This window comes from Archangium gephyra (assembly GCF_042230915.1).
Classification (GTDB): domain Bacteria; phylum Myxococcota; class Myxococcia; order Myxococcales; family Myxococcaceae; genus Archangium; species Archangium gephyra_B.
In genome coordinates this window covers 9,810,310-9,834,152 of sequence record NZ_CP102578.1, presented here as the reverse complement: position 1 = coordinate 9,834,152, position 23,843 = coordinate 9,810,310, and the positions used below count along the sequence as shown (strand labels likewise).

Genomic DNA, 23,843 nt, shown 5'->3' with positions numbered 1-23,843 from the left:
TACCTGGAGGCTGCTCGGCCGTCTTCGCCATGGAACTGGTCCTCTTCATCGGCCTGCAGGGCTCGGGAAAGAGCAGCTTCTACCGGGAGCGCTTCGCGGGCACGCACGTGCACGTGAGCAAGGACCTGTGGCCCAACGCGCGCAAGCGCGAGGCCCGGCAGCGCAGGCTCATCGCCGAGGCGCTGGAGCGGGGGGACTCGGTGGTGGTGGACAACACCCACCCGCTCGTCGAGGACCGCGAGCCGCTCATCGCGTTGGGCCGGGAGCGGGGTGCGCGGGTGGTGGGCTATGTCTTCGAGTCGGACCTGGAGACATGCCTGGCGCGCAACGCGGGGCGGGTGGGGCGGGCGCGGGTGACGGACAAGGCGATCCACATCACGTACCGGAAATTGCGGTGGCCCTCGTACGCCGAGGGATTCGATGCGTTGTTCCACGTACGGGCCGGCCCGGAGGGCGGCTTCGACGTGAGGGAATGGAGGGAGGGAGATGCGTCCGAACGATTTTGAAGCCCGGATGCGTGAGGGCGAGTTCTTCCACTCGCTGCGGCTGCTGAGCGGGGCGTGGTGCGTGCTGCGGGTGGATGGGCGGGGCTTCTCGCGCTTCACGGAGGCGCGCTACGAGAAGCCCTTCGATGCGACGCTGCACCAGCAGATGGTGCGCACGGCCTCGGCGCTGCTGGAGGAGCTGCAGGGCGTCTACGCCTACACGGAGAGCGATGAGATTTCGGTGCTCTTCCGGCCGGACTGGTCGCTCTTCGACCGGGAGGTGGAGAAGCTGGTGTCCATCTCCGCGGGCGTGGCGAGCGCGACCTTCACGCACGTGGCGGGAGTGCCGGCGGTATTCGACAGCCGGGTGTGGATGGGGGTGAACGAGAGCGCGGTGGTGGACTACTTCCGCTGGAGGCAGGCGGACGCGACGCGCTGCGCTTTGCACGGCTGGTGCTACTGGACGCTGCGCAAGGAGGGCCTGAGCGTGGCGCAGGCCTCCCGGGAGCTGCACGGCAAGTCGGTGGGCTTCAAGAACGAGCTCCTCTTCCAGAGAGGCATCAACTTCAACGAGCTACCGCTCTGGCAGAGGCGCGGCTCGGGCATCTCCTGGGAGCAGTACGAGAAGGAGGGCGAGGATCCGCGCAGTGGCCGGAAGGTGAGCACGCTGCGCCGGCGGCTGCGCGTGGACGAGTCCCTCCCGATGAAGGAGGAGTACGACGCCTACGTGCGGGAGCGGATGAAGGCCCCCTGAACTCCCTCTCCCTTTGGGAGAGGGTCGGGGTGAGGGTACCCTGTAAATGCAGCCGTATTGCATTTGATCCGGCATCCGCTATCTATGTCCGCAGACCTCACGCGTGCTGAAGTGAGCCTCCCCCGACTCGGTGGACAGGTTGACTCCGCTGCCTGCCTTTGCACCTCGGCCATGCCTTACTCAAACATCGAGATGAATGTCGACGCCTACAACGACGGCAAGACGCTCCTCTATACGCGCAAGGCCAGCCTGACACCTTCGCTGACAGAGCGGGTCTCCAGTTGGTTTTGACCCCCGGAAGAAGAAAGCGCGCCATCGAGTGGATGTTCTCGCTGTTGGCCGCCGGGTGCGCCGCCGCAGGGCTGCTCATCCTCGTGGACGGCCGGCCCGAGATACGGCTGCCTGTGGGCGGCGCGCTGCTGGCGGCCGCGGTCGCGCTCGGGCTTTGCACGGCCTGGCTGCGCAACGTCTTCGTGTGGCGCGCGGAGGAAGGCGTGCTCCTGGGCGAGTGGAGCGCGAGTGGCCAGCGGGTGGTCCTGCCTCTCGCGGGGCCCGTCCAGCTGGAGCGAAGGCGGGTCAAGCATCCCGACCATGACCTGTGGTGGGAGGTGGACGTGGCGCTGGTGGACTCGCCCCGGCTCGGGCGGGTCTACCTGTGGGAGTCGCTCCCCGGACAGCGCTCTTCCGAGAGCGACCGCTGGAGGGGGCTGGAGCTGCAGCCAGACGCCTCCCCGGGCGTCCCCCGCCTACGGGAGGCGGACGGAACTTGGCGGCTTGTGCCGGGGTGGGACTGGCTGGGGCGCAGCACCCTCGTCGCGGGGATGGCCGTCCTCGTCTGGCCGCTGGCCTACTTCGCCTCGCAGCCCCAGACCCGGGGGCTGGGCAGCGCGTGCCTCGCCCTGGCGACCATGGCGCTCGCGTACTTCCTGCTGCGCACCTTCGCCACCACCGAGGTGGAAGCCAGGCCTGGGCTCGTCGCCTACCGCCGCTGTGTGGCGGGCGTGCCCATTTCCGAATGGACGGGGTTTCGAGAGCCCGTGCTGCTCGACCTGACCCGCTATCCGCGCGTCGAATGGCGGCTGCTCACCGGAGAGCCGATGCTGGTGGTGCGGGGCGGCCCTCGCGGGGTGACGCCCACGGATGCGCTGCAGCTCACTGCGGCCATCCGCCAGGCGCTCGGGCCGGCTCCGCGTTGAGCGCGGTGGTCGAGTGTCTTGCAATTCATTCGACCGGGCCGCTCCCGGCTCGGTGGGCAGGGCAACGTGTCCCCCAGGCAGGTGCGGAGGAGGGAAGGGGGCGCTTGATGCAGCGGCCAGGAAGGAGCCGATGACGGAGAGGACCTCGGGAGTGGACTGGGCAGAACTGCTGAGGACGTTCGCCAGGACACGGGGCGTCGAGAGCGGATCGTCGCCTCCATGAACTTCGAGAAGGAACTGGCGACTGGCCCGCAGTACTCGGGATTCGGCGTTGCTCGAACTCCGCGATCTCCTCGGACGTGGCGGGTGGATACGGGAAGTGGTCGCGGGAGACCTCTTCGAGCAGGAGGCTCATTGGCGAGGGCCTCGTCTCATTCGTTCAGCCAGTAGGCTTGGCCATCACGCAGGGCCCGCTCCAAGAAGTCCGAGAAGGAGGTGGCGATCTGATCGCAATACTTCGGGTCTGGCCACGCCTCGTGCCAGCCGTCGATGACGGGGTAGCGACCATTGTCCTGCCGGGCCACATCCACCAGCAGGTAGTTGCCATCTTGCACGTCGCAGATGGCCCATATCGAGGCGGGGCCGTGCGCGTCGTCATCGTTCTTCTTCCCGAAGATGGCGACCCGCGCTCGGACGATCTTCGACAGGGGAAGGATGCGATAGGGGCTATCCGGCAACCGTTTAATCAGCTCCGCCCCGTTGCAGTGCAGGTAGAAGGCCCGGAGGTCAGGGTCCAGCCGCCAACCCACCCGCTGCTCGAACTCCTCGATCTCCTCGGGTGTGGCGGGAGCATGGGGGAAGTGCTCGCGAGAGACCTCTTCGAGCAAGCTGTTCAGGGGCGTGGCCATCGTCAGTTGTCCGTGTAGGGCAAGTCGGGGCCCACTGTATTCCAGGGGGATTTGCCGTCGTAGCAAGCGGGGTACTGCTCGTTGAATACCTCGTGAACATCAGGCTCGGCGGGGATGACGTTGTTGGGGTCAACCGGATCCCCCCCGTGCTTGAGATCCCGGACGTGGTGCCCTGGCCAGGACACGTCACCTTTCTCCGGCCACGTTCCGAACTTCTCGCTCCAACCCCGCCGGAAGGACTCCCTCTTCCCCTCCCACTTCTTGCGAGCGGCGCGTGTGTCCTCCTTTGACAGCTCGGTGTAGTTGCAGCAGCAGTGGTAGATGCCGTAGCGGCTCCCGGCCTTGACGGGAACGGGGAGGACAACGAGGCTTCCCTCCCAATCGAACTTGAAGTCGGCCAGCCACATGCACCCCTTGAGCGTGTGGCCCTCGCTGGCGCACTCCCTCTGGCACCCGTTCATGAACTCCCGGCGACACTGCCACGGGCCGTAGAAGAGGGTCGTCTTCATCCGTCCGCCCAGCACGTTCAACCAGGGCAGTTCCTTCTTCACTGCGGGCTTGGCCCCCGGTGAGGGTGAAGGACCAGAGCCTCCCGTTCCGGGGCCGTCCTTTCTCTGCGTTGTCGCGCATCCGGTGAGGAACACCAACAGCACCACTGCTCCGGCCAGCTTCATGGGAATCCCCGTGGTGATGGCCCCCCGATGGGTTGCCAATCTGAGGGGATACCCTACGGGGCTGATGCCACGAAACCGGGGCAGGCTCATGGCGGGGAGTAGGGACTCGAACCCGTGCCCCTACCGCGCCTGACTCAGGCCCGAGGGGCACGCGGCCTGTCCGCCCTTGGCGAAATACCCCTTCGCGCGCTGGACGAAGTGGCCGTCATCGGTGGAGGGATTGGTCTGTCCCTCGGCCCCGGCGCCAAACACCATGCCGAGCCCATGCGCGGCGGCGACCTGGTCCGGGTGGTCGAAGAAGTAATCCAGACGGTTGTCGCGCCACTTCTCCCAGGTGCCGGACAGGGACATGTTGCCGACGGGGAGCTGCCACCAGAGGTGGGGCTTGCCGAGCCGCTCCGAGAGGGCGCGGGACCACGTGAAGGCCTGGCGGAAGTTGGGCATGTTGAAGTTGTTCCGATCCCACCAGCGCCAGCTTCCCATCGTCGCCTCGTACCACTGGGCATCGCGGTCGCTGGTCTCCACGACGACGAAGTCCCCGTCGGCGGCGCCGCACAGGCGGAGGAAGTCGGCCACCTTGCGGGCCTCGACTGTCACATCGAGCAGCGGGTTGGTGTTGAGGTGGGCGTCGATCTTCGTGGCCCACGCGGAGGCGTGCAGGCCCACCTTGGCGTTGGGGGCGTACTTGCGCGCCATGGAGATGAGGCAGCGGCCCATGCCGGCCACCGAGTTCGGTTGATCACCGCAGTCGGTGGGGTTGGCCGAGGCGACGGCCGCGGGCAGCAGGCGGGGATCCAGGGCGAGGAACTGCGCGTAGGCCCAGAAGTCCGGCTCGAGGTGCAGCAGGGCGGTGGTGCTTCCAATCTGTTTCAGCACGAAGCGCCAGTCATTGAAGTAGCGCCGCATGAGGGAGACGTCCACCACGCGCAGCACCTCGGCGGTGCCATCGGCCACGCCGCTGGTGTGGAGCAGCTCGTAGTAGGTGATCATCGGAATCTGCCTGCGAGTGGCGGCGGCCTGGAGGAAGTCGCGCAGGTACTGTCCCGGGGCCTGCTGGTCCCACTGCCAGCAGCCCCACCAGCCGCAGCCGCCGCTCGAGTTGGCGCAGGATTGCGCCTGGGCGCTGCAACTCAGACACGAGCCGCAGGGTTCCGCCGAGTCGAACAGTCCGCCCGCGAGGTACATGTAGCGGACATCGAACGGCGCCTGCGAAGCGACGGCATCGCTCATCTTCCCACCGACGAGCACGTGGCTCTTGCCGAGCGCGGACAGCAGGGGTTTGGCGAGGCAGCTCGGGGTGGCGAGGGCATCATCGCCCGTGAGCGCCTGGGCCACGTGCTCCTGTTCGGGAGCGGGCGCTTCGAGGGCGGCTTCGGCGTCCTGCTCCGGCGGCATCGCGAGGCAGGCGGGTAGGGTCAACAGGCCGAGCAGGGACAGGACGAGCCAGCGGGAGAGGGACGGCATGGCGACCTCCGGTAGGGGGTGCCCACCACGCACTCCGGTGCGACCCGATTGTCAGTCGGGGTGCACAGGAGAGAGCCAGAGCGAGTGAAGAAGTACAGCAGTGGAAGAGGGGCTCGGCGGGGGGGGCGCCTCGGGGTTGGGTGGTGAAGCTTCGTCACCCCGAGCGCTCCGGGAACCCACCCTCCGGGCCAGATGCCGCTTCGACTACTCCACGTCTCCGGACACGGGAGTGTCCACCTCGTCAACACGCGAGCCCGTCTCGCCGGGTAGTTCCGGCATGGGCAGAACCTTCCACAAATGGGGCTTGTCGTGCTGGGGCGGAATCATCCCGAGGGGCCAGCCCTCGGTGGTGAGCTCCGCGTAGCGGTACACGCGGTTGCCGAGGCGGAAGGCAGGGCCGCGCACGGGCAGGGCCACGCCCACGGCTGCGTGGGCGAGCGGGTCCGAGTAGAGGATGGCCGCGTCGATGCCCGCCTGGCGCAGCAGCATCACCGCGAGCACGGCCTTGGAGTCGCAGTCACCCTCGTCCCGCGCGGCGACGAGCGCGGGAGGCAGGACGCCGAAGGGCTGGCCGTCGGGCTCCACGTAGTGGATGCGCTGGATGAAGGTGATGATGAGCTCGCCGGCCTCGAGCGGGTCGAGCTGCCGGGCGCGGATGTGCTCGACGAAGCGGGTGCCCAGCGCGTGCACGGGCTCGGCGTTGCTGCGCATGAGCTCGGCGTAGATGCAGCGCATGTCCTGCTGGCATCCGGGCGGGGCCTGGTAGGTGAAGCGGGCGCGGCTCAGCGCGCGGAACCGCGTCTTCCGGCCGTAGGCCCGGTGCTCCCGGTCCAGCTCGCTCGCGAGGGACTCCCCCAGGCCGTAGCCCACCCGGTACTCGGGCGGGAGGAGCGACTCGGCGCGCCACTCATAGGTGCGGGCCTGGCTCAGCGGGGTGGAGTCGGGGACGAGGGCCAGGCCGAGGTGGGTACCCTGGGTGCCGGGAAGCTCGGGAGGCGGGAGCGTGGCCGGGCGCGGGGAGTGCGAGCGCACCCCGGGCGTGACGAGCCAGCGCAGCCCGAGGAAGCAGCAGCAGCTCGAGGCGATGAAGAGGACGAGGAAGAGCTGGAGGAGCGTCTTCCCCGGGCTGGACGGCGGGGCGGCCACGGGGTCAGGAGGGGGACTGGAAGGTGGAGGGCGGGAGGTCGGGGAAGGGGATGAGGCCGTTGAGGGTGGCCTGGAGGCCCGGCGCGGTGAGCAGGGCGAGCACGAGGAGGATGGCGGCCAGGACGAGCGCGAGCGCCACGTTGCCGCGGCGCACCTCGGCGAGCTCGTCGATGCCGGGGGTGATGCGGTCGAAGAGGAGCACGCCCAGGGCGAGCACGCCGGTGCCCACCAGGAGGGCGACGCCCACGTGCGTGAGGGCGAAGAAGGTGAGGCGCACCAGGGCCGCGGGCTCGATGGAGGGGCCGCGGAAGGTGAGGTCCACGGCGTCGAAGGTGGCGTTGACGGCGTTGTGCACCAGCAGCCCGAGGGCGAGCAGGCTGGCGGCGTGGACGATTCCGGCGGCGACGTTGCCCTGCCGCAGGTCGACGGTGGGATCCGTGCCGAGCAGCCGGTTGAGACCGCGGAACGCGAGCCAGATGCCGAGCGCGGCGACCAGCCCACCGAAGACCACCTTGGACAGCCCGACGGCGACGAGGAGCAGGTTCATGGGAGCGGGCTCACTCTAGGAGGAAGCCCGCGGGCACGGAATCATTCAACGCCGCGAAACCCACCAGGCCGCACGGGGCCTGCTCGCTCCCTCTCCCTCTGGGAGAGGGCTGGGGTGAGGGTCTCCTCGGACGCCCACCCCGGCCCCCGTGTCTTCACTTCGTCTCGCGCAGGATGAGCAATCCGCGGGAGGTATCGACGACGTAGAGGAGGCCCGCGTTGGCGGTGGAGACATCCGGCGCCTTGGGGACGCGGATGCCGATGGCGCCTTCGTAGAAGCCCAGGCCGCGCATCGGGTCCTCGGAGCGGAAGGTGTTGAAGTAGCCGAGCTCGCGGGGCTGGGCGGGGTTGGCGACATCCAGGACGCGGACGCCCTCCTGGTAGTAGGCGATGTAGAGCCGCTTGCGGGCCTCATCGAGGATCATGTTGTGGATGGAGGCCTCCTGGCGCAGGCGGTAGCGGGAGATCAGCTTCACCCGGGTGGGGTCGGTGACATCGAGCACGCGCAGGTGGGCGCCCCAGGTCTCGCCGCCCTCGAAGGCGATGAGCCGGTCCACGTAGGTGCCCACGGCGCCCGCGTGGCTGCGGGAGTAGCTGAGCATCGGGCTGCCATCGGCGTTGATGCCGTAGCGGTAGCCGCCGAGCGGCGTGGGACCCTGTGTGTCGCTCAGCCGGGAGACGTCGCTGATCTGCATGCCGTACGACCAGTAGTAGCTGTACATGCGGCCCTGGTAGACGAAGGCATCGTGCACGTAGGCGGACGGGTAGGACTCGGCGCCCGGCGGCACGTAGCGGCCGAGGAGCCTGGGCGCGCGCGGGTTGGAGATGTCATAGATGCGCGTCGGATCGCCCATGGCGTAGAGGTGGTTGCCCTCGACGAAGACGGTGTGGGCGTCCACGTTCTCCTGGACCTGCACGGGAGTGAGGATGGGGTTGGCGGGGTCGGTGATGTCGAAGGTGATGACGCCGTTCTTGCCGCTCGCGACGTACAGGGCGTCCCCCTTGGCCCAGACGCCGTTCCAGTAGCCGTTCTCGGCGGAGATCTGATTGACGAGCGCCGGGTGCGCGGGGTCGCTCACGTCGTAGACGGACAGGCCGCCCCAGCCCTGGTACGAGCCCTCGAGGGACACGACATACGCGTGGCTCTTCGTGACGTAGACGTCCACCGGGAGGCCAAAGGAGTAGCTCGGGTCGTACTGGTCGACGACCGCCGTCTCGGAGACGAGCGAGAGCCCGTTGGCCTCGCTCTCGTTGCGCGCGGGCACGATGCGGGCGGTCTTGAAGGTGCCCACCTCGGTGGCCGCGCCATTGCGGCACACGGCGTAGCAGCCGGTGAAGTGGTTGGTGTCCTGGGCCGAGCAGCCGGCATAGCCCACCGTGACGTTGTTCGGGCCACCGTCCGCGAGCCGGCTCGCCGTGTGCCGCGCGACGAACCAGGTGTTGGTGTCGAACTGCTTGGCGAGGTCCATGTTGGTGCTCAGGGTGGACCAACCGTTGAAGGTCTCGACTCCACCGTCATTGCGCAGCGAGTGGCTCTGCGTGGAGTAGCGCACGCCGCCATCGTTCAAGTCGATGCGGCCGTGGGTGGTGAAGACGCCCTCCTGGGCGGCGGCGCCGAGCGTGGAGCGCTGGCACGCGGACAGGTCGAAGCTGCCGAGCTCACCGCACTGCGTGCCCGTGGTGCCCTGGATGAAGTGGCAGTTGGCGTAGGGGCTGGTGGCCTCGTAGTCCCCCGTGTCGACGGTGCTGGCATCCACTCCGGCGTCCAGCCCGGCATCGCTGCCGTCGCAGGCCGTGCCCTGGCACTGGGGATCGGTACATCCGGTGGCGAGGGCCAGCGGTAGAAACAGCAGGACGGCGAGGCGGCTGCGCTGCATTGCGTGCTCCACGGAAAGCTCGGACGTCCCCCGGAAGGGGGGCGGGGCGCGCAGCATACCGGGGCCTCAGGGTTTCGCGTCGCGCAGCCGCCAGACGGAGAAGGTGTGCACGCGGCGCCCGCGGAAGTCGGCGGGCAGCTCCACCGGCCCCTCCACCGAGGCGAAGCGCGCGGCCAGGTCCTCGGGAGGAGGCCGGTCCTCGGAGAGCCACAGCGCGTCCTGGCCGGGCGCCACCACCAGGTCCGGCCAGAGGTCATACTGGCTGTACCGGGCTCCTCCCGCGGTGTCGGTGGGCAGCCGGGCGTAGGTGGCCACCTCGGAAGCGAGCTGGTAGCTGGGGGCGTACACCCCGGCCACGTCCTCACGCTCGAGCCCGGGGAAGAGCCGCGCGGGCTCGGAGAGCTGGGACAGCACGGACCAACCGTGGGTGCGGGCGAGGGGAACGTCGCGCTCGAAGCGCAGCACGGGGAAGAGCAGGTGCGAGCCCACCGCGAGCACCACGGCGAGGTTGGCGAGGGCCGCGGCGCGGAACCACGCGGGGCGCATGCCGGCGAGTCCCACGCACGCGGAGAGGTACGCGGCGGCCGGCCAGTTGGCCTCGCCCCGGGTGCGGAGGGACGCGTAGCCGAAGAGGAGAAGGGGAGCGGCGGCCGCCGCGCGCAGGAGGAACTGCTCCCTCGGGCCGCGCAGGACGTACACCGCGGTCAACGGGAGCAGCACGGGTCCGCCGAGCGCCAGCTGGCCGGCGAGGAACTCCCCGAAGGTGCGCCACCCGCCGGTGCCACCGAGGCCGTGCTTGAGCTGGAAGGCGAAGCCCACCCAGTCATGGCGCGCGTTCCACAGCACGACGGGCAGGAAGAGGAGCACCCCGAGGAGCGCGGTGAGCCACGCTCCGGCGGGCAGGCGGCGGGCGCGCACGCAGGCGGCGACGAAGGCCGCGGCGAGCAGGACGCCCGGGTACTTGGACAGCAGGGCCAGCCCGCAGGCCAGTCCCGCCAGTACCCACCGCTCGCGGTACAGCGCCCACAGCGCGAGCGCCCAGCACAGCAGCAGGGGCGTGTCGGGGGTGGCCCAGACTCCAGAGAGGATGCCCACGGGCACCACGCTCCACAGCGCGGCCGCGCGCCACGCGGCTTCCTTGTCTCCGTACACGTCACGGGCGAGGCCCCACACGGCGGCCACGGTGCCCGCGCCGCACAGCAGGGCCGTGAGCCGGACGCCGAGCGTGGCGATGAGCCAGGCCACCAGGGGCGGGTGGTCGTAGTAGCCCCAGTCGAGGTGCTGGGCCCATTGCCAGTAGTAGGCCTCGTCGAAGTAGATGTCCGTGGCGGAGGCGAGCGCGAGCCGCACTCCGGCGCTCACCGCCAGCAGCACGAGGCTGAGCGTCACGAGGGAGGGCGCGCGGGTGGGGAGGGGCTCGGCCACGCCCAGGACAAAGCGCAACCCGGGGCATTTGCCCAGCCCCTTTTCTACCCGTCCCTGAACACTCGGAAGGGTACCGGGAAGCACGCACGCTCGGAGGAGCTTGCTCGCGCGGCGTGTGGCTCTTATCACATGGGGTCCGCCCCCTTCGTCAGGAGCATCCCGTGGCCCAGCCTCCGCCTTCCGGTGCGAAAAACCGCCTCGCGCGCGAGCCGTCGCCCTATCTGCGCCAGCATGCGTCGAATCCGGTGGACTGGTACCCCTGGGGCGACGAGGCCTTCGCGCGGGCCCGGGCGGAGAACAAGCCCATCCTGCTGTCGGTGGGCTACTCGGCGTGCCACTGGTGCCACGTGATGGCGCACGAGTCCTTCGAGGACCCCACCATCGCGGGGTTGATGAACGAGTGGTTCATCAACGTGAAGGTGGACCGCGAGGAGCGGCCGGACGTGGATCAGATCTACCAGGGGGTGGTGCAGCTGATGGGGCAGGGGGGCGGGTGGCCGCTGACGGTGTTCCTCACGCCGGAGCTGCTGCCGTTCTACGGGGGCACGTACTTTCCGCCGGGGGACAAGTACGGGCGGCCGGGCTTCCCGAAGGTGCTGGAGGCGCTGCACAACGCCTGGACGGCGAAGCGGGAGGAAGTGCTGCGGCAGTCGGAGGAGTTCCGCGAGGGCCTGGGCGAGCTGGCCAGCTATGGCCTGGACGCGGTGGCGGCGGCGCTGAAGGGGGAGGACCTCGTGGCCATGGGGGAGTCCATGCTGCGCCGGGTGGACGGGGTGAACGGGGGCTTCGGTGGAGCGCCCAAGTTTCCCAACCCGATGAACGTGGCGCTGATGCTCCGGGCCTGGCGGCGCCACAGTGGCAACGAGGCGCTGAAGAAGGCGGTGCTGCTGACGCTGGAGAAGATGGCGCTCGGAGGCCTCTACGATCAGCTCGGGGGAGGGTTCCACCGCTACTCGGTGGACGAGCGGTGGACGGTGCCGCACTTCGAGAAGATGCTCTACGACAACGCGCAGCTGCTGCACCTGTACACGGAGGCGTACCAGGTGGAGCCGAGGCCGCTGTGGCGCAAGGTGGTGGAGGAGACGGCGGAGTACGTGCGGCGCGAGATGACGGACGCGCGCGGCGGCTTCTACGCCACGCAGGACGCGGACAGCGAGGGCGAGGAGGGGAAGTTCTTCGTCTGGAAGCCCGAGCAGGTGCGGGAGGTGCTGGCGCCGGAGCTGGCCGAGCTGGCGCTGCGCCACTTCCGGATTTCTCCGGGGGGCAACTTCGAGCACGGGGCGACGGTGCTGGAGGCGGTGGTGCCGGTGGAGACGCTCGCGAGGGACTTCCAGCTCCCGGTGGAGGAGGTGGAGGCGCGGCTCGGAGAGGCCCGGCGGAAGCTCTTCGAGGCGCGGGAGCAGCGGGTGAAGCCGGGGCGGGACGACAAGATCCTGGCGGGCTGGAACGGGCTGATGATGCGAGGCCTGGCCTTCGCGGGGCGGGTCTTCGGGCGGGCGGACTGGGTGGCGCTGGCGCGGAGGTCGGCGGACTTCCTGTTGAAGGAGCTATGGGATGGCCAGCGGTTGCTGCGCTCGTACCAGGAGGGGCAGGCGCGCATCCCGGGCTTCCTCGAGGACTACGGAGACCTGGCCTCGGGGCTGACGGCGCTGTACCAGGCGACCTTCGAGCCGAAGTACCTGGAGGCGGCGGAGGCGTTGGTGAAGGCGGCGCAGGCGCGCTTCTGGGATGGGGAGAAGCGGGCGTACCTGACGGCGCCGAAGGATCAGCAGGACCTGGTGGTGGCGACCTACGCGACGTTCGACAACGCGTTCCCCTCGGGGGCCTCGACGCTGACGGAGGCGCAGGTGGCGCTGGCGGCGCTGACGGGGAACAAGCAGTACCTGGACCTGGCCGAGCGCTACGTGTCGCGCATGCGGGAGCAGCTGCGGCAGAACCCGATGGGCTACGGGCACCTGGGGCTGGCGGCGGACGCGCTGGTGGAGGGAGCGCCGAGCGTCACCTTCGCGGGAACCCGGGAGCTGGTGGAGCCGCTGCTGGCGGTGACGCGGGGGACCTACGCTCCGACCTTCGCCTTCGCCTGGAAGGAGCCGGGAGCGCCGGTACCACCGTCGATGCGAGAGACTTTCGAGGGCCGCGAGCCGGTGGGCGCTCAGGGCGCCGCATACCTGTGCCGCCACTTCGCCTGCGAGCCACCCCTGAAGGAGCCGGGAGAGCTCGCGAGGCAGCTGGCCCTGGTGCAGCCGGGGACCTGATCAAACCCATACAACCCGGAACGAGCAGGCAGTGTCCGCTCGTTCCGGGTGCGCCCTTCGAGACTTAGAAGAGCTGGATGGTGTTGTTCTGGTCGAAGCCGCCGGTGCGCAGGTTCGCCACATCCCCCACGCTGTACCCAGCGACGGCCGGGCAGGCACCCACGCCACCGATGGCGCGAATGTCGGAGGACGACATGCTGCCGCGCGGGCGCACGATGATGCCGCTGAAGCTGACGTAGGTGCCGCGATCATCCGCCTCGAACGGCCGCTCCGCCTTGAACCCCAGCGTCAGCGTGAGCCCGTCGGCGGAGACTTCCGCGGTGACGGACTCCGACACGCCGTTGGTGGTGGAGCCAGCGGGCGTCGGGTAGATGGCGCCCGTCACACCGTCGCTGTCCGGGTAGTAGATGGCGGCGGTGGCGTACTGGCAATCCGCCGTGCCCGCGACGATCTCCACCGGGCGGTTGAAGGTGACCATCAGCTTGCCGTCCGCGCCCATCAGCTTGGTGGTGTCGTCCGCGTTGGAGCGCACCGCGTAGAGCAGGGTGTCCGTCGAGCCGCTGGTGCTCAGCGACATGCGCTGCTCGGACTGGGTCACGCCGGCCGTGATGTTGCCCTGGCCCGACAGGGTCACCCCGTCCATGGACTGGCTCAGCACCGCCTCGCAGCGGTAGGTCGCGCCATTGACGAGCTGCGCGCCCGGGATGGACGCCACGCCATCCGCATTGCTCGTGGCGGTGATGGCGGCGGTGCCGGTGTTGACCGGATCCATGAAGGTGCCCGAGACCTGCAGCGTGTTACCGGTCGTCGGCATGTACTGGCAGATGACCTGCGCGTTGGGCACCGGCTGGTTGTTGAAGCTCACGTTGAACCGGTAGTCCACCGCGAAGCCCTTGGGGAACAGCCGGATGTTGGCCACCTTCTGCGCGTGCTCCACGTCCAGGTCCATCAGCGCGTAGGTGTACTCACCGATGAACCGCTCGTAGCCCGGGGCCTGCGCGAAGACGGGGACGGTCATCCCCTCGGGGATGTCCTTGATCTGGAAGCACCCGTCCGCCTCGATGCCATTCTTGCCGTTCAGATCGCCGCGGCCGCACGGCTCCGCACGGCGGAACTCTCCGTCGATGATCGCGTACACCTGGCTCTGGCTGTCGCCGTCATCGCCCAGGTTGTTCTTGTCGCTCTCGGCCTTGAAGAAGTTCAGCCGCTGCCCGGTCTGGCCATCCACGATGAAACCCACGAGCCGGCCACTGTTGGCCTCACCCTCACAGCCCGCGAGGGCGAGCAGCGAGACCGCCAGGAACTTCTGAGTCAACTTGTTCATGAAACCCCCGTCACTATTGCCACAAAGGCAGGGGCTGCTTAGTCGACTCTCCAACTGGTTGCCAAGGGGGGGGCCCCCGGCACCCCCTACTTTACCTCGACGACCTTTAGGGCCCCAATGAGTGGGGTGATTTCCGCGTTTCCCTCCCGGCCGACCCCGAAGTGGGTGGCATCCGCTACCACCTGGTTGAAGGTGGGGTCCAGCTGGGTCCACTCGCCCACGAAGGCCTCCACCCACTCGTGCCAGTAGAGGGCGGGGACGCCGTCCTGGTTCACCATGTAGATGACGCCGTCCACGCGCCGGGCCGGGATGCCCGAGGCGCGCAGCAGGGACACCGTGAGCAGCGAGTGCTCGGTGCAGTCGCCCTTGCGCTGGCGCAGCACGTCCGTGGCCCGGTCCGCGCTCGCCCCGTAGTCCTTCTTCAGGTTCGCCGCCACCCAGCCGACGATCTTCTTCGCCGCCGTGTAGGCGTCCTTCTCGCTCCCCACCAGCTGCGTGGCCAGCTCGCGGATTTGAGGGCTGTCGCTCTCGACGATGATGGAGCTCTTGAGGTTGTCGCCACCCTCCGGGTCCGCGAGCGGCCTCGGGGCGAGGCGCTTCGGCTCGGGCGCCCGCGCCGACAGCGTCACCAGCACGCGCCCGTCCGGCTGCGCCTCGTACTTCTGCCGGTAGGTGTCGCGCTGGAACCTCTCCGGCAGGTTCTCCATCACCAGCTTCACCTGCCCGGGGATGGTCTGCGCCTCGGGCGGCAGCGCCCGGGGCAGCACGACGCGCGTGAGGCCGAACACCTCCACCATCTCCAGGCTCTTCGCCACCTGCTCGGGCTCGGACCGGGCCTTCATCGTCTGGCCCAACTCCAGCTCCAGCAGCCGTCCGTCCTCGGCGGCCACCCAGGCCGTGATGGGCACCTTCTCCTTGTCTGAGACGCTGACGGCCTTGCCCACCTTCACCTTCACCCCGCTGATGAGCCGCTCCTCCGCCGGCTGCACCGTGGTGCTCAGCTTGTAGGTGCCGAGGTCCGTCCCATCCATCCAGCTGCCGCTCACGTTCGCCTGGCGCAGCAGGGCCACGCGCACCTGGTCGGCGTCCTCCACCACCTCCGTGGTGGCTGGCAGGTTCACCGTCTCGTCCGGCAGCCCCGGCCGCTTGCGCACCACGCTCATCCCGCCCGCCGAGACCGTCCCCACCAGCGTCTGGGTGCCGCCGTCTCCGCGCTGCTCGATGGTGAAGGCCACCAGCCGTCCGCCGGGTTGCGCCTCGTAGATGCGCTCTTCCCGGTGCACGCGCTCGGAGAGCCGGGCGCCCACCTGGGCCTTGAAGTGCAGCTCGTTGATGCTGCGCACCCGGTCCGCGCGGCCTGGGACGGGGCCCAGGTCGTTGAAGACGTAGCCCACCTTCTTGCCCACCAGGTACAGCCCCATGTACTCGCCACCCCGCGGACGGGGCGCCTTGAGCACATCGGACACGGTGGCCGGTGCCTGGGCCTGCTGCGCCTGGGGCTGCTGCGTCCCGGCCTGGACCTGGGCCGCCTCGGGCGCGGGCTCCTGCTTCTTGCACTGCACGAGCGCCAGGCTCAGCAGCGCGGCACCCACGGGGAGGAGGGCTTTTCTGGGAAGTCGCATCGCTCGCGGCGCTCCGGCGCGGGGGGCTGGTGCCTCTTCTAGACCCGCTTGGTGAGGATGATGAGGTCGTCGCCGACCTTGTAGAAGTCGCGGATGCGCGCCTCCTCGTTGTACTTCATGGAGGCGTAGAAGCCGCGGGTGGGGCCGTAGGCCTCGGTGGCGCTCGTCTCCACGCGGATGATGCGGGCCTTGATGCGGCGCAGGTCCGCCTCCATGCCGGAGATGAGCGAGGCGCCGATGCCCTGTCCACGCACCGTCGGGTCGGAGGCGATCCAGTACAGGTCGTACGTCCCCTCCGTCATCGGCGTGGGGCCGTAGCACACGTAACCCACCAGGGTGCCGTCCCGGTCCGCGACGAGAATCTTGTAGTCGGGGTTATTCGGCTGAAGCGCGAGATCGACGAGCTCGATCGCGACTCCCACCTCTTCCTGCGAGAACGTTTCGATTCGACGGATCAGGGAGGCGAGTGGCTCCCGGTCCTTTCCTTCGAGCGGTCGGATGTCCATGGGCATGGGCTCTCTCTAGCGCGATTTCCACCAGCCGGGTGGCCAGAGCGGGGTAGTCGAGGCCCGCCGCGCGGGCGGCGTTGGCGAATCCCGCCTCGGGGTGGAGATCGCAGTTGGGGTTGATGTCGATGACGTAGGGCACACCCTCCGGCGTCACCCGGAGGTCCACGCGGCCGTAGTCCTGACACTCGAGGGCGGCGAAGGCCTCCATCGCCGTCTTCACGAGCCGGGCCTCCATCGCGGGGTCCTCCAGCACGCACGGCCCCACGGGCGTGTTCTGGTAGTCGGGCGAGCCGGCCTCCCACTTCGCCGCGTAGGTGACGATGTTGGGCCGCTGCTCGAAGTACTCGCCGAAGCGGATCTCCGTGAGCGGCAGCGTCCGGCGCGGGGAGTTGCCCAGCAGCGGCACGTAGATCTCCCGCCCGGCGATGAACTGCTCCACGAGGGCGGGCTGCTGGAAGGTGCGCAGCACCGCTTCCACCGCACGGCCCAGGGCGGCCCGGTCGTGCACCACCGAGTCGCTCGTAATCCCCACGCTGGCGTCCTCGCGCGCGGGCTTGACGATCAGCGGGAAGGGCAGCTCCAGCGTGGCCGCGTCCTCGACGCGGTCCAACCGGGCGAACCCCGGCGTGGACACCCCACGGGCCTTGAGAATCTCCTTGGCCTTGTCCTTGTGCAGCGCCAGGCCCAGCGAGAGGGCCGGCGAGCCGGTGTAGGGCAGCCCCAGCATGTCCAGCAGGCTGGGGACGATCATCTCCCCCCGGGCGTCCGCGGCCACGGACTCGCAGAGGTTGATGACCAGGTCGGGCTGCATGCGGGCGAGCAGGTCCACGAACTCCAGTCCGGAGCCCTCGACGGCGAGCGGCTCGGCATGGGTGTCGCCGTGGGAGAGGGCGTCGGCCAGGGCCGAGGCGACGCGCGTCACGTCCTCTCGCGCTTCCCGACCCGGGTCGTCCTCCAACAGCTCATGGTCTCGGTTGTACAGGATGGCGATATGCATGCGTGGTGCGTGTGCGGTGGCGAGGGTTAACACGTCCCCCCGGGGGATGACAGTTCACAGATGGCCCGTTTGGCTGGCTGCCGAGCTGGTCCCGGAAGTATGAGAGGAGAACCATGCGGATTCGCGACCCCATCCACGGCACCATCGATGTGAGTGACGAGGAGAAGGCCGTCATCGACAGCCGCTACTACCAGCGGCTGCGCCACGTCCGGCAGTTGGGCTTCGGCGACCTGGCCTTCCCAGGCGCCACCCATACCCGGCACGCCCACTCGCTGGGCGCGATGCACGTCGCCTCCCGAGTCTTCCAGGCCGTCACCGCCCGCTCCAGTCTGCCCGCCGAGGTCCGGGCCCGCTTCAGTGCCGCGGTGCGTCTGGCCGTGCTGTGTCACGACCTGGGCCACATGCCGCTCTCGCACGCCTCGGAGCGCATCGCCCCGGCGCGTGCCTCCCTGAGGCTGCCTCCCTGGTTGGATGCCGTAGCGGAAGGCGAGCAGGCGACGCACGAGGACTTCACCGCCAAGCTCCTGCTGGACAGCTCGCTCACCCCCATCCTCGAGCAGCGCTACGGGCCGCTGGGCATCACCCCCCCGGCGGTGGTGGGCCTCATCAGCGGCGCCCGCGCGCCGCAGGATCCGGGCTTCTCGCACGCGGGGGTGGACTGGACGCCGCTCTTGCGCGCCATCGTGTCCGGCGAGCTGGACGCGGACCGCATGGACTACCTGGTGCGCGACTCCTTCTACACGGGGGTCAACTATGGCCGGTACGACATGGACTGGCTCATCTCCAACCTGAACCCGGCGGTGAAGGATGGGCGCGTCTACCTGGCGCTGAGCCGGGCGGCGGCGTTCGCCTTCGAGGACTTCCTCCTCAGCCGCTACCACATGTTCGTCTCGGTCTACTACCACCACACCTCGGTGAACTTCGACTACATGCTGCGGCGCTACTACGAGGAGGCGCCCGGCGAGTTCGAGATTCCCTCGGACCCCGAGGCCTTCCTCGCCTGCGATGACGTGGCGCTCTGGTACACGCTGCGGCGCTCGAAGAACCGGTGGGCCGACCGCATCTCCACGCGCCGGGGCTTCAAGCTGCTGGCGCAGTTCACCGAGCGGGACGTGGGGTACGATCTGGAGGTGCTGCGCAGCGCGCTGGTGACGGGCGGCTTCGAGCACTTCACGGTGGAGTCCAAGGGGGTGCTCTCCAAGTACTTCTCGGAGGGCTCGGGCCCCAGCCTCTTCATCGCCGACATGTCCACCGGCCGGCTGACGGAGGTGGCCCGCTACACGCCGCTCTACCAGCGCTACAGCGGCGCGGTGCGGCTGTCGCGCCTGTACGTGCGGCCGGATCAGATAGAGGACGCGCGCAACATGATGGCGCGGCTGTTGGGACAGGCGGTGCAGTCATGAGCGAGGCGATTCCCGGCATGCCTCCGCCCCCTCCGGTGGCCGTGGCGGCGACGAGGCCCGCGTCGGTGGTGGTGCCGTACCGGAAGACGCCCGAGGGCGTGGAGGTCTTCTGGGTGAAGCGCGAGAAGGCGCTCGCCTTCGCCGGGGGCTTCTACGCCTTCCCCGGCGGCAAGGTGGACAAGACGGACGCACTGGTGCCGGTGCGCGGGGCCTCGGGGCAGGACGCGGCGTTGCGGGTGGCCGCGGCGCGCGAGCTGCTCGAGGAGGCCGGGGTGCTGGTGGCCGAGGGCGCCTGGCGGTTGAGTCCCGAGGAGGTGCGGGAGGCCCGTAGCGCGCTGCTGGAGAAGCGCGGCACGTGGTCCGAGCTGCTCCAGCGCCATGGCCTGGTGCTCCGGGCGGAGGACTTCCCGGACGCGGGGCGGTGGGTGACGCCGGAGTTCGCGCCCGTGCGCTTCGACACCTTCTTCTACCTGGTGGAGATGCCGGAGCACGCCCAGGCGGAGTGCTGGCCCGGGGAGCTGTCGGAGGCCGCGTGGGTGAAGCCGGCCGACGCCCTGGCCCGCTGGGAGCAGGGCACCGCGCTGCTGCACCCGCCCGCCCTCCATGTGCTGCGGGTGATGGCGGACTTCGACACCCCGGAGCGGGCCCTGGCGCGCCTGCGCGAGCCGCCGGACTGCCCGGACTTCATCGCCCGGCGCATCGAGTTCCACCAGGGCGTGCGGGTGTTCCCGCTGCTCACGGCCACGCTGCCTCCCGCCACGCACACCAACGCGTACGTGCTGGGCAATGGCGAGTTGCTCATCGTGGACCCGGGGGCGGACGACGAGGCCGAGGTGGACCGGCTGTTGGGGATGGTGGACGCGCTGGTGGCGGAGGGGCACCGCGTCCAGGCGGTGGTCCTCACGCACCACCATGGGGACCACGTGGGCGGCGTGCGCCGGGTGACGGAGCGGTTGAAGGTGCCGCTGTGGTGCCACGCGCGGACGGCGGACCGGGTGGAGGTGCCGGCGGCCCGGCTGCTGGAGGACGGCGAGGTGCTGGAGCTCGCGGGCAGCCCGCCCCAGCGCTGGCGGGTGCTGTACACGCCGGGGCACGCCCGGGGCCACCTGTGTCTGGTGGACGAGCGGACGCAGGCGGCGGTGGTGGGCGACATGGTGGCCAGCGTGGGCACCATCGTCATCGACCCGCCCGAGGGTGACATGGCCGAGTACCTGCGGCAGCTCGCTCGCCTGAGGGACTGGCCGGTGACGACGCTGCACCCCTCGCATGGGACGGCCATTCCGGACGGGCCGGGCAAGCTCCAGGAGTACCTGGACCACCGGGCGGCCCGGGAGGCGCGCATCGTGGAGGCCGTGCCGGCGGACGGGGCCACGCTCGCGCAGGTGGTGGAGCGGGCGTACTCGGACACCCCGCCCTTCCTACACCCGGTGGCGGAGCGGAGCGCACTCGCGGTGCTGTTGAAGCTGCTGGGCGAGCGCCGGGTGCGGGAGGAGGCTGGCCGCTATTTCCGCACCTGAACCTCCAGGGGGGCGGTTTGTTCAGCTGCTTTTTTCCCGTCAAGATGTAGCCGTGAGGCTCGGTGGGAGCCTCGTTCCGTCGACACGAAGTGATGCCAGGGGGCACCTGCTTGGAAACGCGCCGAAGTGCCGGGGAGGGCTCTCCTCCGTCCGAGTCATGCCCTCCGCCCCGTGAGACGACGGTCGAGGAACTGCTCGCGATGGTCGCCCGGCTGGCGGCGAACGAGCCCCAGGTCCGGTGCCGCGAGGGGACGGGGCCGCTGGCTCCGCTGGCCGCGGCCCTCAATGACCTGTCCGCCAGGCTCGTGGAGCGCGGCATGTCCACCGAGCACTTCGGTCTCGAGGCCCTGATCACGCAGTCGCCCGCCATGATGATCACGGCCGACGCCAACGAGCGGATCCGCTTCATCAACTACACCCTGCCAGGGATGACCCGCGCGGAGGTCGTGGGGCGGAACCTCTACGAGTTCACCGACCCCGAGCATTCCGCCTACATCCAGAGCCAGGTCCGGCGGGTCCTCGCCACCGGAGAGCCCGTGAGCTACGAGATCCGGCCCGGGCTGTCCGCCGGCCCCGAGTGGTACGGGGTGAATCTGTCGCCGGTCCGCTCGGGGACTCAGGTCATCGGCGTCACGATGATCCTCTCGGACATCACCGACCTCAAGCGGACCCAGTTCCGCCTGGAGCAGTCCAACCGGGAGCTGGAGAGCTTCGCCTCCGTGGCCTCGCATGACCTGCAGGAGCCGCTGCGGAAGATCCAGACCTTCGGCGAGCGCCTGAAGACGACGTGCGCCGCGGCCTTGAGCCCCGAGGGGCGCGACTACCTCGAGCGGATGAACAGCGCCGCGGGCCGCATGCGCAGGCTGATCGACGACCTGCTCTCCTTCTCGCGCGTCTCCTCGAAGGCGCCCACCTACGTCCCCGTGGACCTCGCGCGCATCGCCCGGGAGGTGCTGGGAGATCTCGAGACGGCCATCGAGCAGGCGGGCGCGTCCATCACGCTCGGGGAGCTGCCCCCGCTCGAGGCCGAGCCGATGCAGATGCGGCAGCTGCTGCAGAACCTCGTGAGCAATGCCCTCAAGTTCCGCCGCGAGGACGTGGCTCCCTCCGTCTCCCTCCACGCCACCGTCGACGAGGACGCCGGGCTGTGCGAGCTGCGGGTGGCCGACAACGGCATCGGCTTCGACGAGAAGTACCTCGACCGCATCTTCAACGTGTTCCAGCGGCTGCACGGGCGCGGCAAGTACGAGGGGACGGGGATCGGCCTGGCGATCTGCCGGAAGATCGCCGAGAGACACGGCGGAAGCATCGATGCGCGCAGCAAGCCCGGCCAAGGCGCGACCTTCATCGTCAAGCTGCCGCTCAAGCCCATTCCACCCCGGTAAGAGGACCCATGCCACACCGAAAACTCGTCACGATTCTGATGGCGGATGACGACATGGACGATCGGGAGTTCGCCCGCACGGCCATGCAGGAGAGCCGGCTCATGAACGAGCTCCGGTTCGTCGAGGATGGGGAGGAGCTGCTCGACTACCTGTACCGGCGCGGCGCCTACTCGGATCCGAAGAACGCCCCGCGGCCGGGGTTGATCCTCCTGGACCTGAACATGCCCCGCAAGGACGGCCGCGAGGCCCTGCGGGAGATCAAGTCCGACCCGTCCCTCCGGCAGATTCCCGTGGTCGTCCTGACCACCTCCAAGGCCGAAGAGGACATCCTTCGCAGCTATGACCTGGGCGCCAACTGCTTCATCTCCAAGCCCGTGACTTTCGATGGCCTCGTCGAGGTCGTGAAGGTACTGGACAAGCATTGGTTCCAGATCGTCGAACTGCCACGCACAGCCGGTCCCCATGAAACCTGAGGCAGAGCAGTCCTTCATCCGCATCCTGCTGGTCGAAGATGACGAGGATGACTTCGTCCTGACGCGTGACGCCCTGCGCTCCATCAGCCAGGGGCGCATGGTGCTCGAGTGGGTGGACAACGGCGAGCAGGCCCTCGAGGAGCTGCGCACCGGCCGCCATGACGTGTGTCTGCTCGACTACCGGCTCGATGCCAGCACGGGCCTCGAGCTGCTCGCGCGGATGCGGCAGCAGGGGTGGCTCGGGCCGGTCATCCTGCTGACGGGCATGAGCGACGAGGCGCTGGATGAACAGGCGCTGAAGGCCGGGGCCGCCGACTTCCTCGACAAGTCACAGCTGTCGCCGACGCTCCTGGCGCGCTCCATCCGCTATGCGCTCCAGCATGCGCGCACGCTCGAGGAGCTGCGCCGGTCCCGGGCGAGCTTCCGCGAGCTCATCGAGCGGCTGCCCGATGGGGTCGGCGTGACGCAGGGCGAGCGGCTCGTCTATGCCAACCCCGCGCTCATCTCCCTGATTGGTGTCTCGTCCGTGGACGAGCTGTTGGGGGGCTCGCGGGCCGAGCTGGAGGGGATGTTCATCCACGCCGAGGCGCGGGCGTTGCTCCCCCGCGATGACCAGAAGAACCTGGCGGCGAAGGCTCCCCCCATGGAGATCCGCATGCTGCGCAAGAACGGGACTCCGGTCTTCGTGGAACTCGCGCATGCCCCCAGCGTGTTCGATGGCCAGCCCTGCATCGTCTGGCTCGTGCGCGACCTGACGGAGCGCAAGCAGATGGAGGCCCGCCTGGTGCGCGCCGACCGCATGGCCTCGCTCGGGACGCTCGCCGCGGGCATCGCCCATGAGATCAACAACCCGCTCGCCTTCACGGTGGCAAACCTCGGCCACCTGGAGTCGGACGTGCTCCCCCGGTTGAAGCTGCCCGGCGGTGAGCAGGACGACGTGCGCAAGCTGGTCGCCGACGCGCAGCTCGGGGCCACCCGCGTGCGCGACATCGTCCGGCAGCTGAAGATGTTCTCGCGCGCGGACGAGCAGGCGCGGCCCGAGCCCGTGGACGTCACCCGCGTGCTCGAGAGCGCCATCAGCATGGCCTCCAATGAGATCAAGCACCGCGCGCGGCTGGTGCGGGACTTCACGGATCAGCTCGTGGCCGAGGCGAACGAGGGCCGGCTCGGGCAGGTGATGGTGAACCTGCTCGTCAACGCGGCCCAGGCCATCCCCGAGGGCAGCGTGGAGCGCAATGAGATCCGCGTCCTCACGCGCACCCATGCCGAGGGCCTGGCCATCGAGGTGAGGGATACGGGCTCGGGGATTCCAGCGGAGAACCTGGAGCGGTTGTTCGAGCCGTTCTTCACCACCAAGCCGGTGGGCGTGGGAACGGGGCTCGGCCTGCCCATCTGCCAGGACATCGTGACGAGCTTCGGTGGGCGGATGGAGGTGGAGAGCGAGGTGGGCAAGGGCAGCACCTTCCGCGTCATCCTGCGCGCCGCCGCCGCCGTGCGCCCGAGCGAGCCGCCGAAGGAGGCCGTGGTGGTCGCGGCGACCCGGCGGGGCCGCATCCTCGTCGTGGATGACGAGCCGATGATCGGCATGGCCATCCGCCGCACGCTCCAGCGGGAGCACGAGGTCGTCGCGCTGACGAGCGCGCGCGAGGCCCAGGCGCGGCTCACCAGCGGAGAGGCCTTCGACCTCATCCTGTGCGATTTGATGATGCCGGAGATGAGCGGGATGGAGCTGCACCAGGCGGTGGCGAACCACTCGCCGGGCCTGGCCGGGAGGATGGTGTTCCTCACCGGAGGCGCCTTCACGGCCAATGCCCGCGCCTTCCTCAACCACGTGCCCAACCACCGGGTGGAGAAGCCCTTCTCCACCCAGGAATTGCGCGGGCTGGTGCAGTCGCTGCTGGCCGCCGCGTCGTGACGGAGCGGGGGGGCCCTCGGGCTCCCCC

20 protein-coding genes are annotated in these 23,843 nt (G+C 69.4%); 9 read left to right on the top strand and 11 right to left on the bottom strand.

The annotated features are described in order from the left end of the window. Positions 1–29: 29 nt before the first annotated feature. From NR798_RS38730 to NR798_RS38720, 3 genes are all read left to right on the top strand, one after another. Positions 30–506 (top strand): AAA family ATPase, encoded by a 477-nt coding sequence (locus NR798_RS38730; protein WP_375767594.1) that lies wholly within the window; start codon positions 30–32, stop codon positions 504–506. Continuing rightward, positions 487–1,239, top strand: coding sequence for a tRNA(His) guanylyltransferase Thg1 family protein (locus NR798_RS38725; protein ID WP_375767593.1), 753 nt, complete (start codon positions 487–489; stop codon positions 1,237–1,239). Before NR798_RS38730 ends, NR798_RS38725 begins: the two co-directional genes overlap by 20 nt. A gap of 323 nt (positions 1,240–1,562) precedes the next feature. After that, positions 1,563–2,435, top strand: coding sequence for a hypothetical protein (locus NR798_RS38720; RefSeq protein WP_375767592.1), 873 nt, complete (start codon positions 1,563–1,565; stop codon positions 2,433–2,435). A gap of 371 nt (positions 2,436–2,806) precedes the next feature. Here NR798_RS38720 and NR798_RS38715 read toward each other — a convergent pair whose 3' ends face one another. From NR798_RS38715 to NR798_RS38685, 7 genes are all read right to left on the bottom strand, one after another. Beyond that, positions 2,807–3,283: an SMI1/KNR4 family protein gene (locus tag NR798_RS38715; RefSeq protein ID WP_375767591.1), complete on the bottom strand. Its 477-nt coding sequence runs from the start codon at positions 3,281–3,283 to the stop codon at positions 2,807–2,809. Positions 3,284–3,285: 2 nt separating this feature from the next. After that, a complete protein-coding gene (locus NR798_RS38710) occupies positions 3,286–3,957 on the bottom strand; it encodes a hypothetical protein (RefSeq protein WP_375767590.1) in 672 nt (223 codons plus the stop codon). Positions 3,958–4,077: 120 nt separating this feature from the next. Next, entirely contained in the window at positions 4,078–5,421 is a 1,344-nt protein-coding gene (locus NR798_RS38705; protein WP_375767589.1) for a hypothetical protein, read from the bottom strand. A 204-nt stretch (positions 5,422–5,625) separates the two neighbouring features. After that, positions 5,626–6,567, bottom strand: a complete 942-nt coding sequence (locus tag NR798_RS38700) for a transglutaminase domain-containing protein (RefSeq protein ID WP_375767588.1) — start codon at positions 6,565–6,567, stop codon at positions 5,626–5,628. Between the two features lie 4 nt (positions 6,568–6,571). Beyond that, positions 6,572–7,114, bottom strand: coding sequence for a DUF350 domain-containing protein (locus NR798_RS38695; protein WP_375767587.1), 543 nt, complete (start codon positions 7,112–7,114; stop codon positions 6,572–6,574). Positions 7,115–7,268: 154 nt separating this feature from the next. Then, the gene (locus NR798_RS38690) at positions 7,269–8,990 is read right to left on the bottom strand and encodes an LVIVD repeat-containing protein (RefSeq protein ID WP_375767586.1); all 1,722 of its coding nucleotides are present in this window, start codon (positions 8,988–8,990) and stop codon (positions 7,269–7,271) included. A gap of 66 nt (positions 8,991–9,056) precedes the next feature. Next, positions 9,057–10,433, bottom strand: a complete 1,377-nt coding sequence (locus tag NR798_RS38685; protein ID WP_375767585.1) for an ArnT family glycosyltransferase — start codon at positions 10,431–10,433, stop codon at positions 9,057–9,059. 143 nt (positions 10,434–10,576) lie between these two features. Here NR798_RS38685 and NR798_RS38680 point away from each other — a divergent pair, with 143 nt between their 5' ends. Beyond that, positions 10,577–12,670, top strand: a complete 2,094-nt coding sequence (locus NR798_RS38680) for a thioredoxin domain-containing protein (RefSeq protein WP_375767584.1) — start codon at positions 10,577–10,579, stop codon at positions 12,668–12,670. 64 nt (positions 12,671–12,734) lie between these two features. Here the strand turns inward: NR798_RS38680 and NR798_RS38675 are convergent, their stop codons facing one another. The 4 genes from NR798_RS38675 to NR798_RS38660 form a co-directional block, all read right to left on the bottom strand. Then, complete coding sequence (locus NR798_RS38675) at positions 12,735–13,994, bottom strand: hypothetical protein (protein WP_375767583.1); 1,260 nt, start codon at positions 13,992–13,994, stop codon at positions 12,735–12,737. Between the two features lie 86 nt (positions 13,995–14,080). Beyond that, positions 14,081–15,586, bottom strand: coding sequence for a transglutaminase family protein (locus NR798_RS38670; RefSeq protein ID WP_375767582.1), 1,506 nt, complete (start codon positions 15,584–15,586; stop codon positions 14,081–14,083). Between the two features lie 68 nt (positions 15,587–15,654). Next, entirely contained in the window at positions 15,655–16,038 is a 384-nt protein-coding gene (locus tag NR798_RS38665) for a GNAT family N-acetyltransferase (protein WP_375767581.1), read from the bottom strand. Beyond that, positions 15,992–17,122: an ATP-grasp domain-containing protein gene (locus tag NR798_RS38660; RefSeq protein WP_375767580.1), complete on the bottom strand. Its 1,131-nt coding sequence runs from the start codon at positions 17,120–17,122 to the stop codon at positions 15,992–15,994. The genes NR798_RS38665 and NR798_RS38660 overlap by 47 nt, the downstream gene beginning before the upstream one ends. Before the next feature lie 113 nt (positions 17,123–17,235). Here NR798_RS38660 and NR798_RS38655 point away from each other — a divergent pair, with 113 nt between their 5' ends. From NR798_RS38655 to NR798_RS38635, 5 genes are all read left to right on the top strand, one after another. Further along, entirely contained in the window at positions 17,236–18,525 is a 1,290-nt protein-coding gene (locus NR798_RS38655; protein WP_375767579.1) for an HD domain-containing protein, read from the top strand. Next, complete coding sequence (locus NR798_RS38650) at positions 18,522–20,042, top strand: MBL fold metallo-hydrolase (RefSeq protein ID WP_375767578.1); 1,521 nt, start codon at positions 18,522–18,524, stop codon at positions 20,040–20,042. The genes NR798_RS38655 and NR798_RS38650 overlap by 4 nt, the downstream gene beginning before the upstream one ends. A 200-nt stretch (positions 20,043–20,242) precedes the next feature. Beyond that, positions 20,243–21,427, top strand: a complete 1,185-nt coding sequence (locus NR798_RS38645) for an ATP-binding protein (RefSeq protein WP_375767577.1) — start codon at positions 20,243–20,245, stop codon at positions 21,425–21,427. A gap of 8 nt (positions 21,428–21,435) precedes the next feature. Continuing rightward, entirely contained in the window at positions 21,436–21,900 is a 465-nt protein-coding gene (locus tag NR798_RS38640; RefSeq protein WP_375767576.1) for a response regulator, read from the top strand. After that, positions 21,890–23,815, top strand: coding sequence for a response regulator (locus tag NR798_RS38635; RefSeq protein ID WP_375767575.1), 1,926 nt, complete (start codon positions 21,890–21,892; stop codon positions 23,813–23,815). Before NR798_RS38640 ends, NR798_RS38635 begins: the two co-directional genes overlap by 11 nt. Positions 23,816–23,843 lie beyond the last annotated feature (28 nt).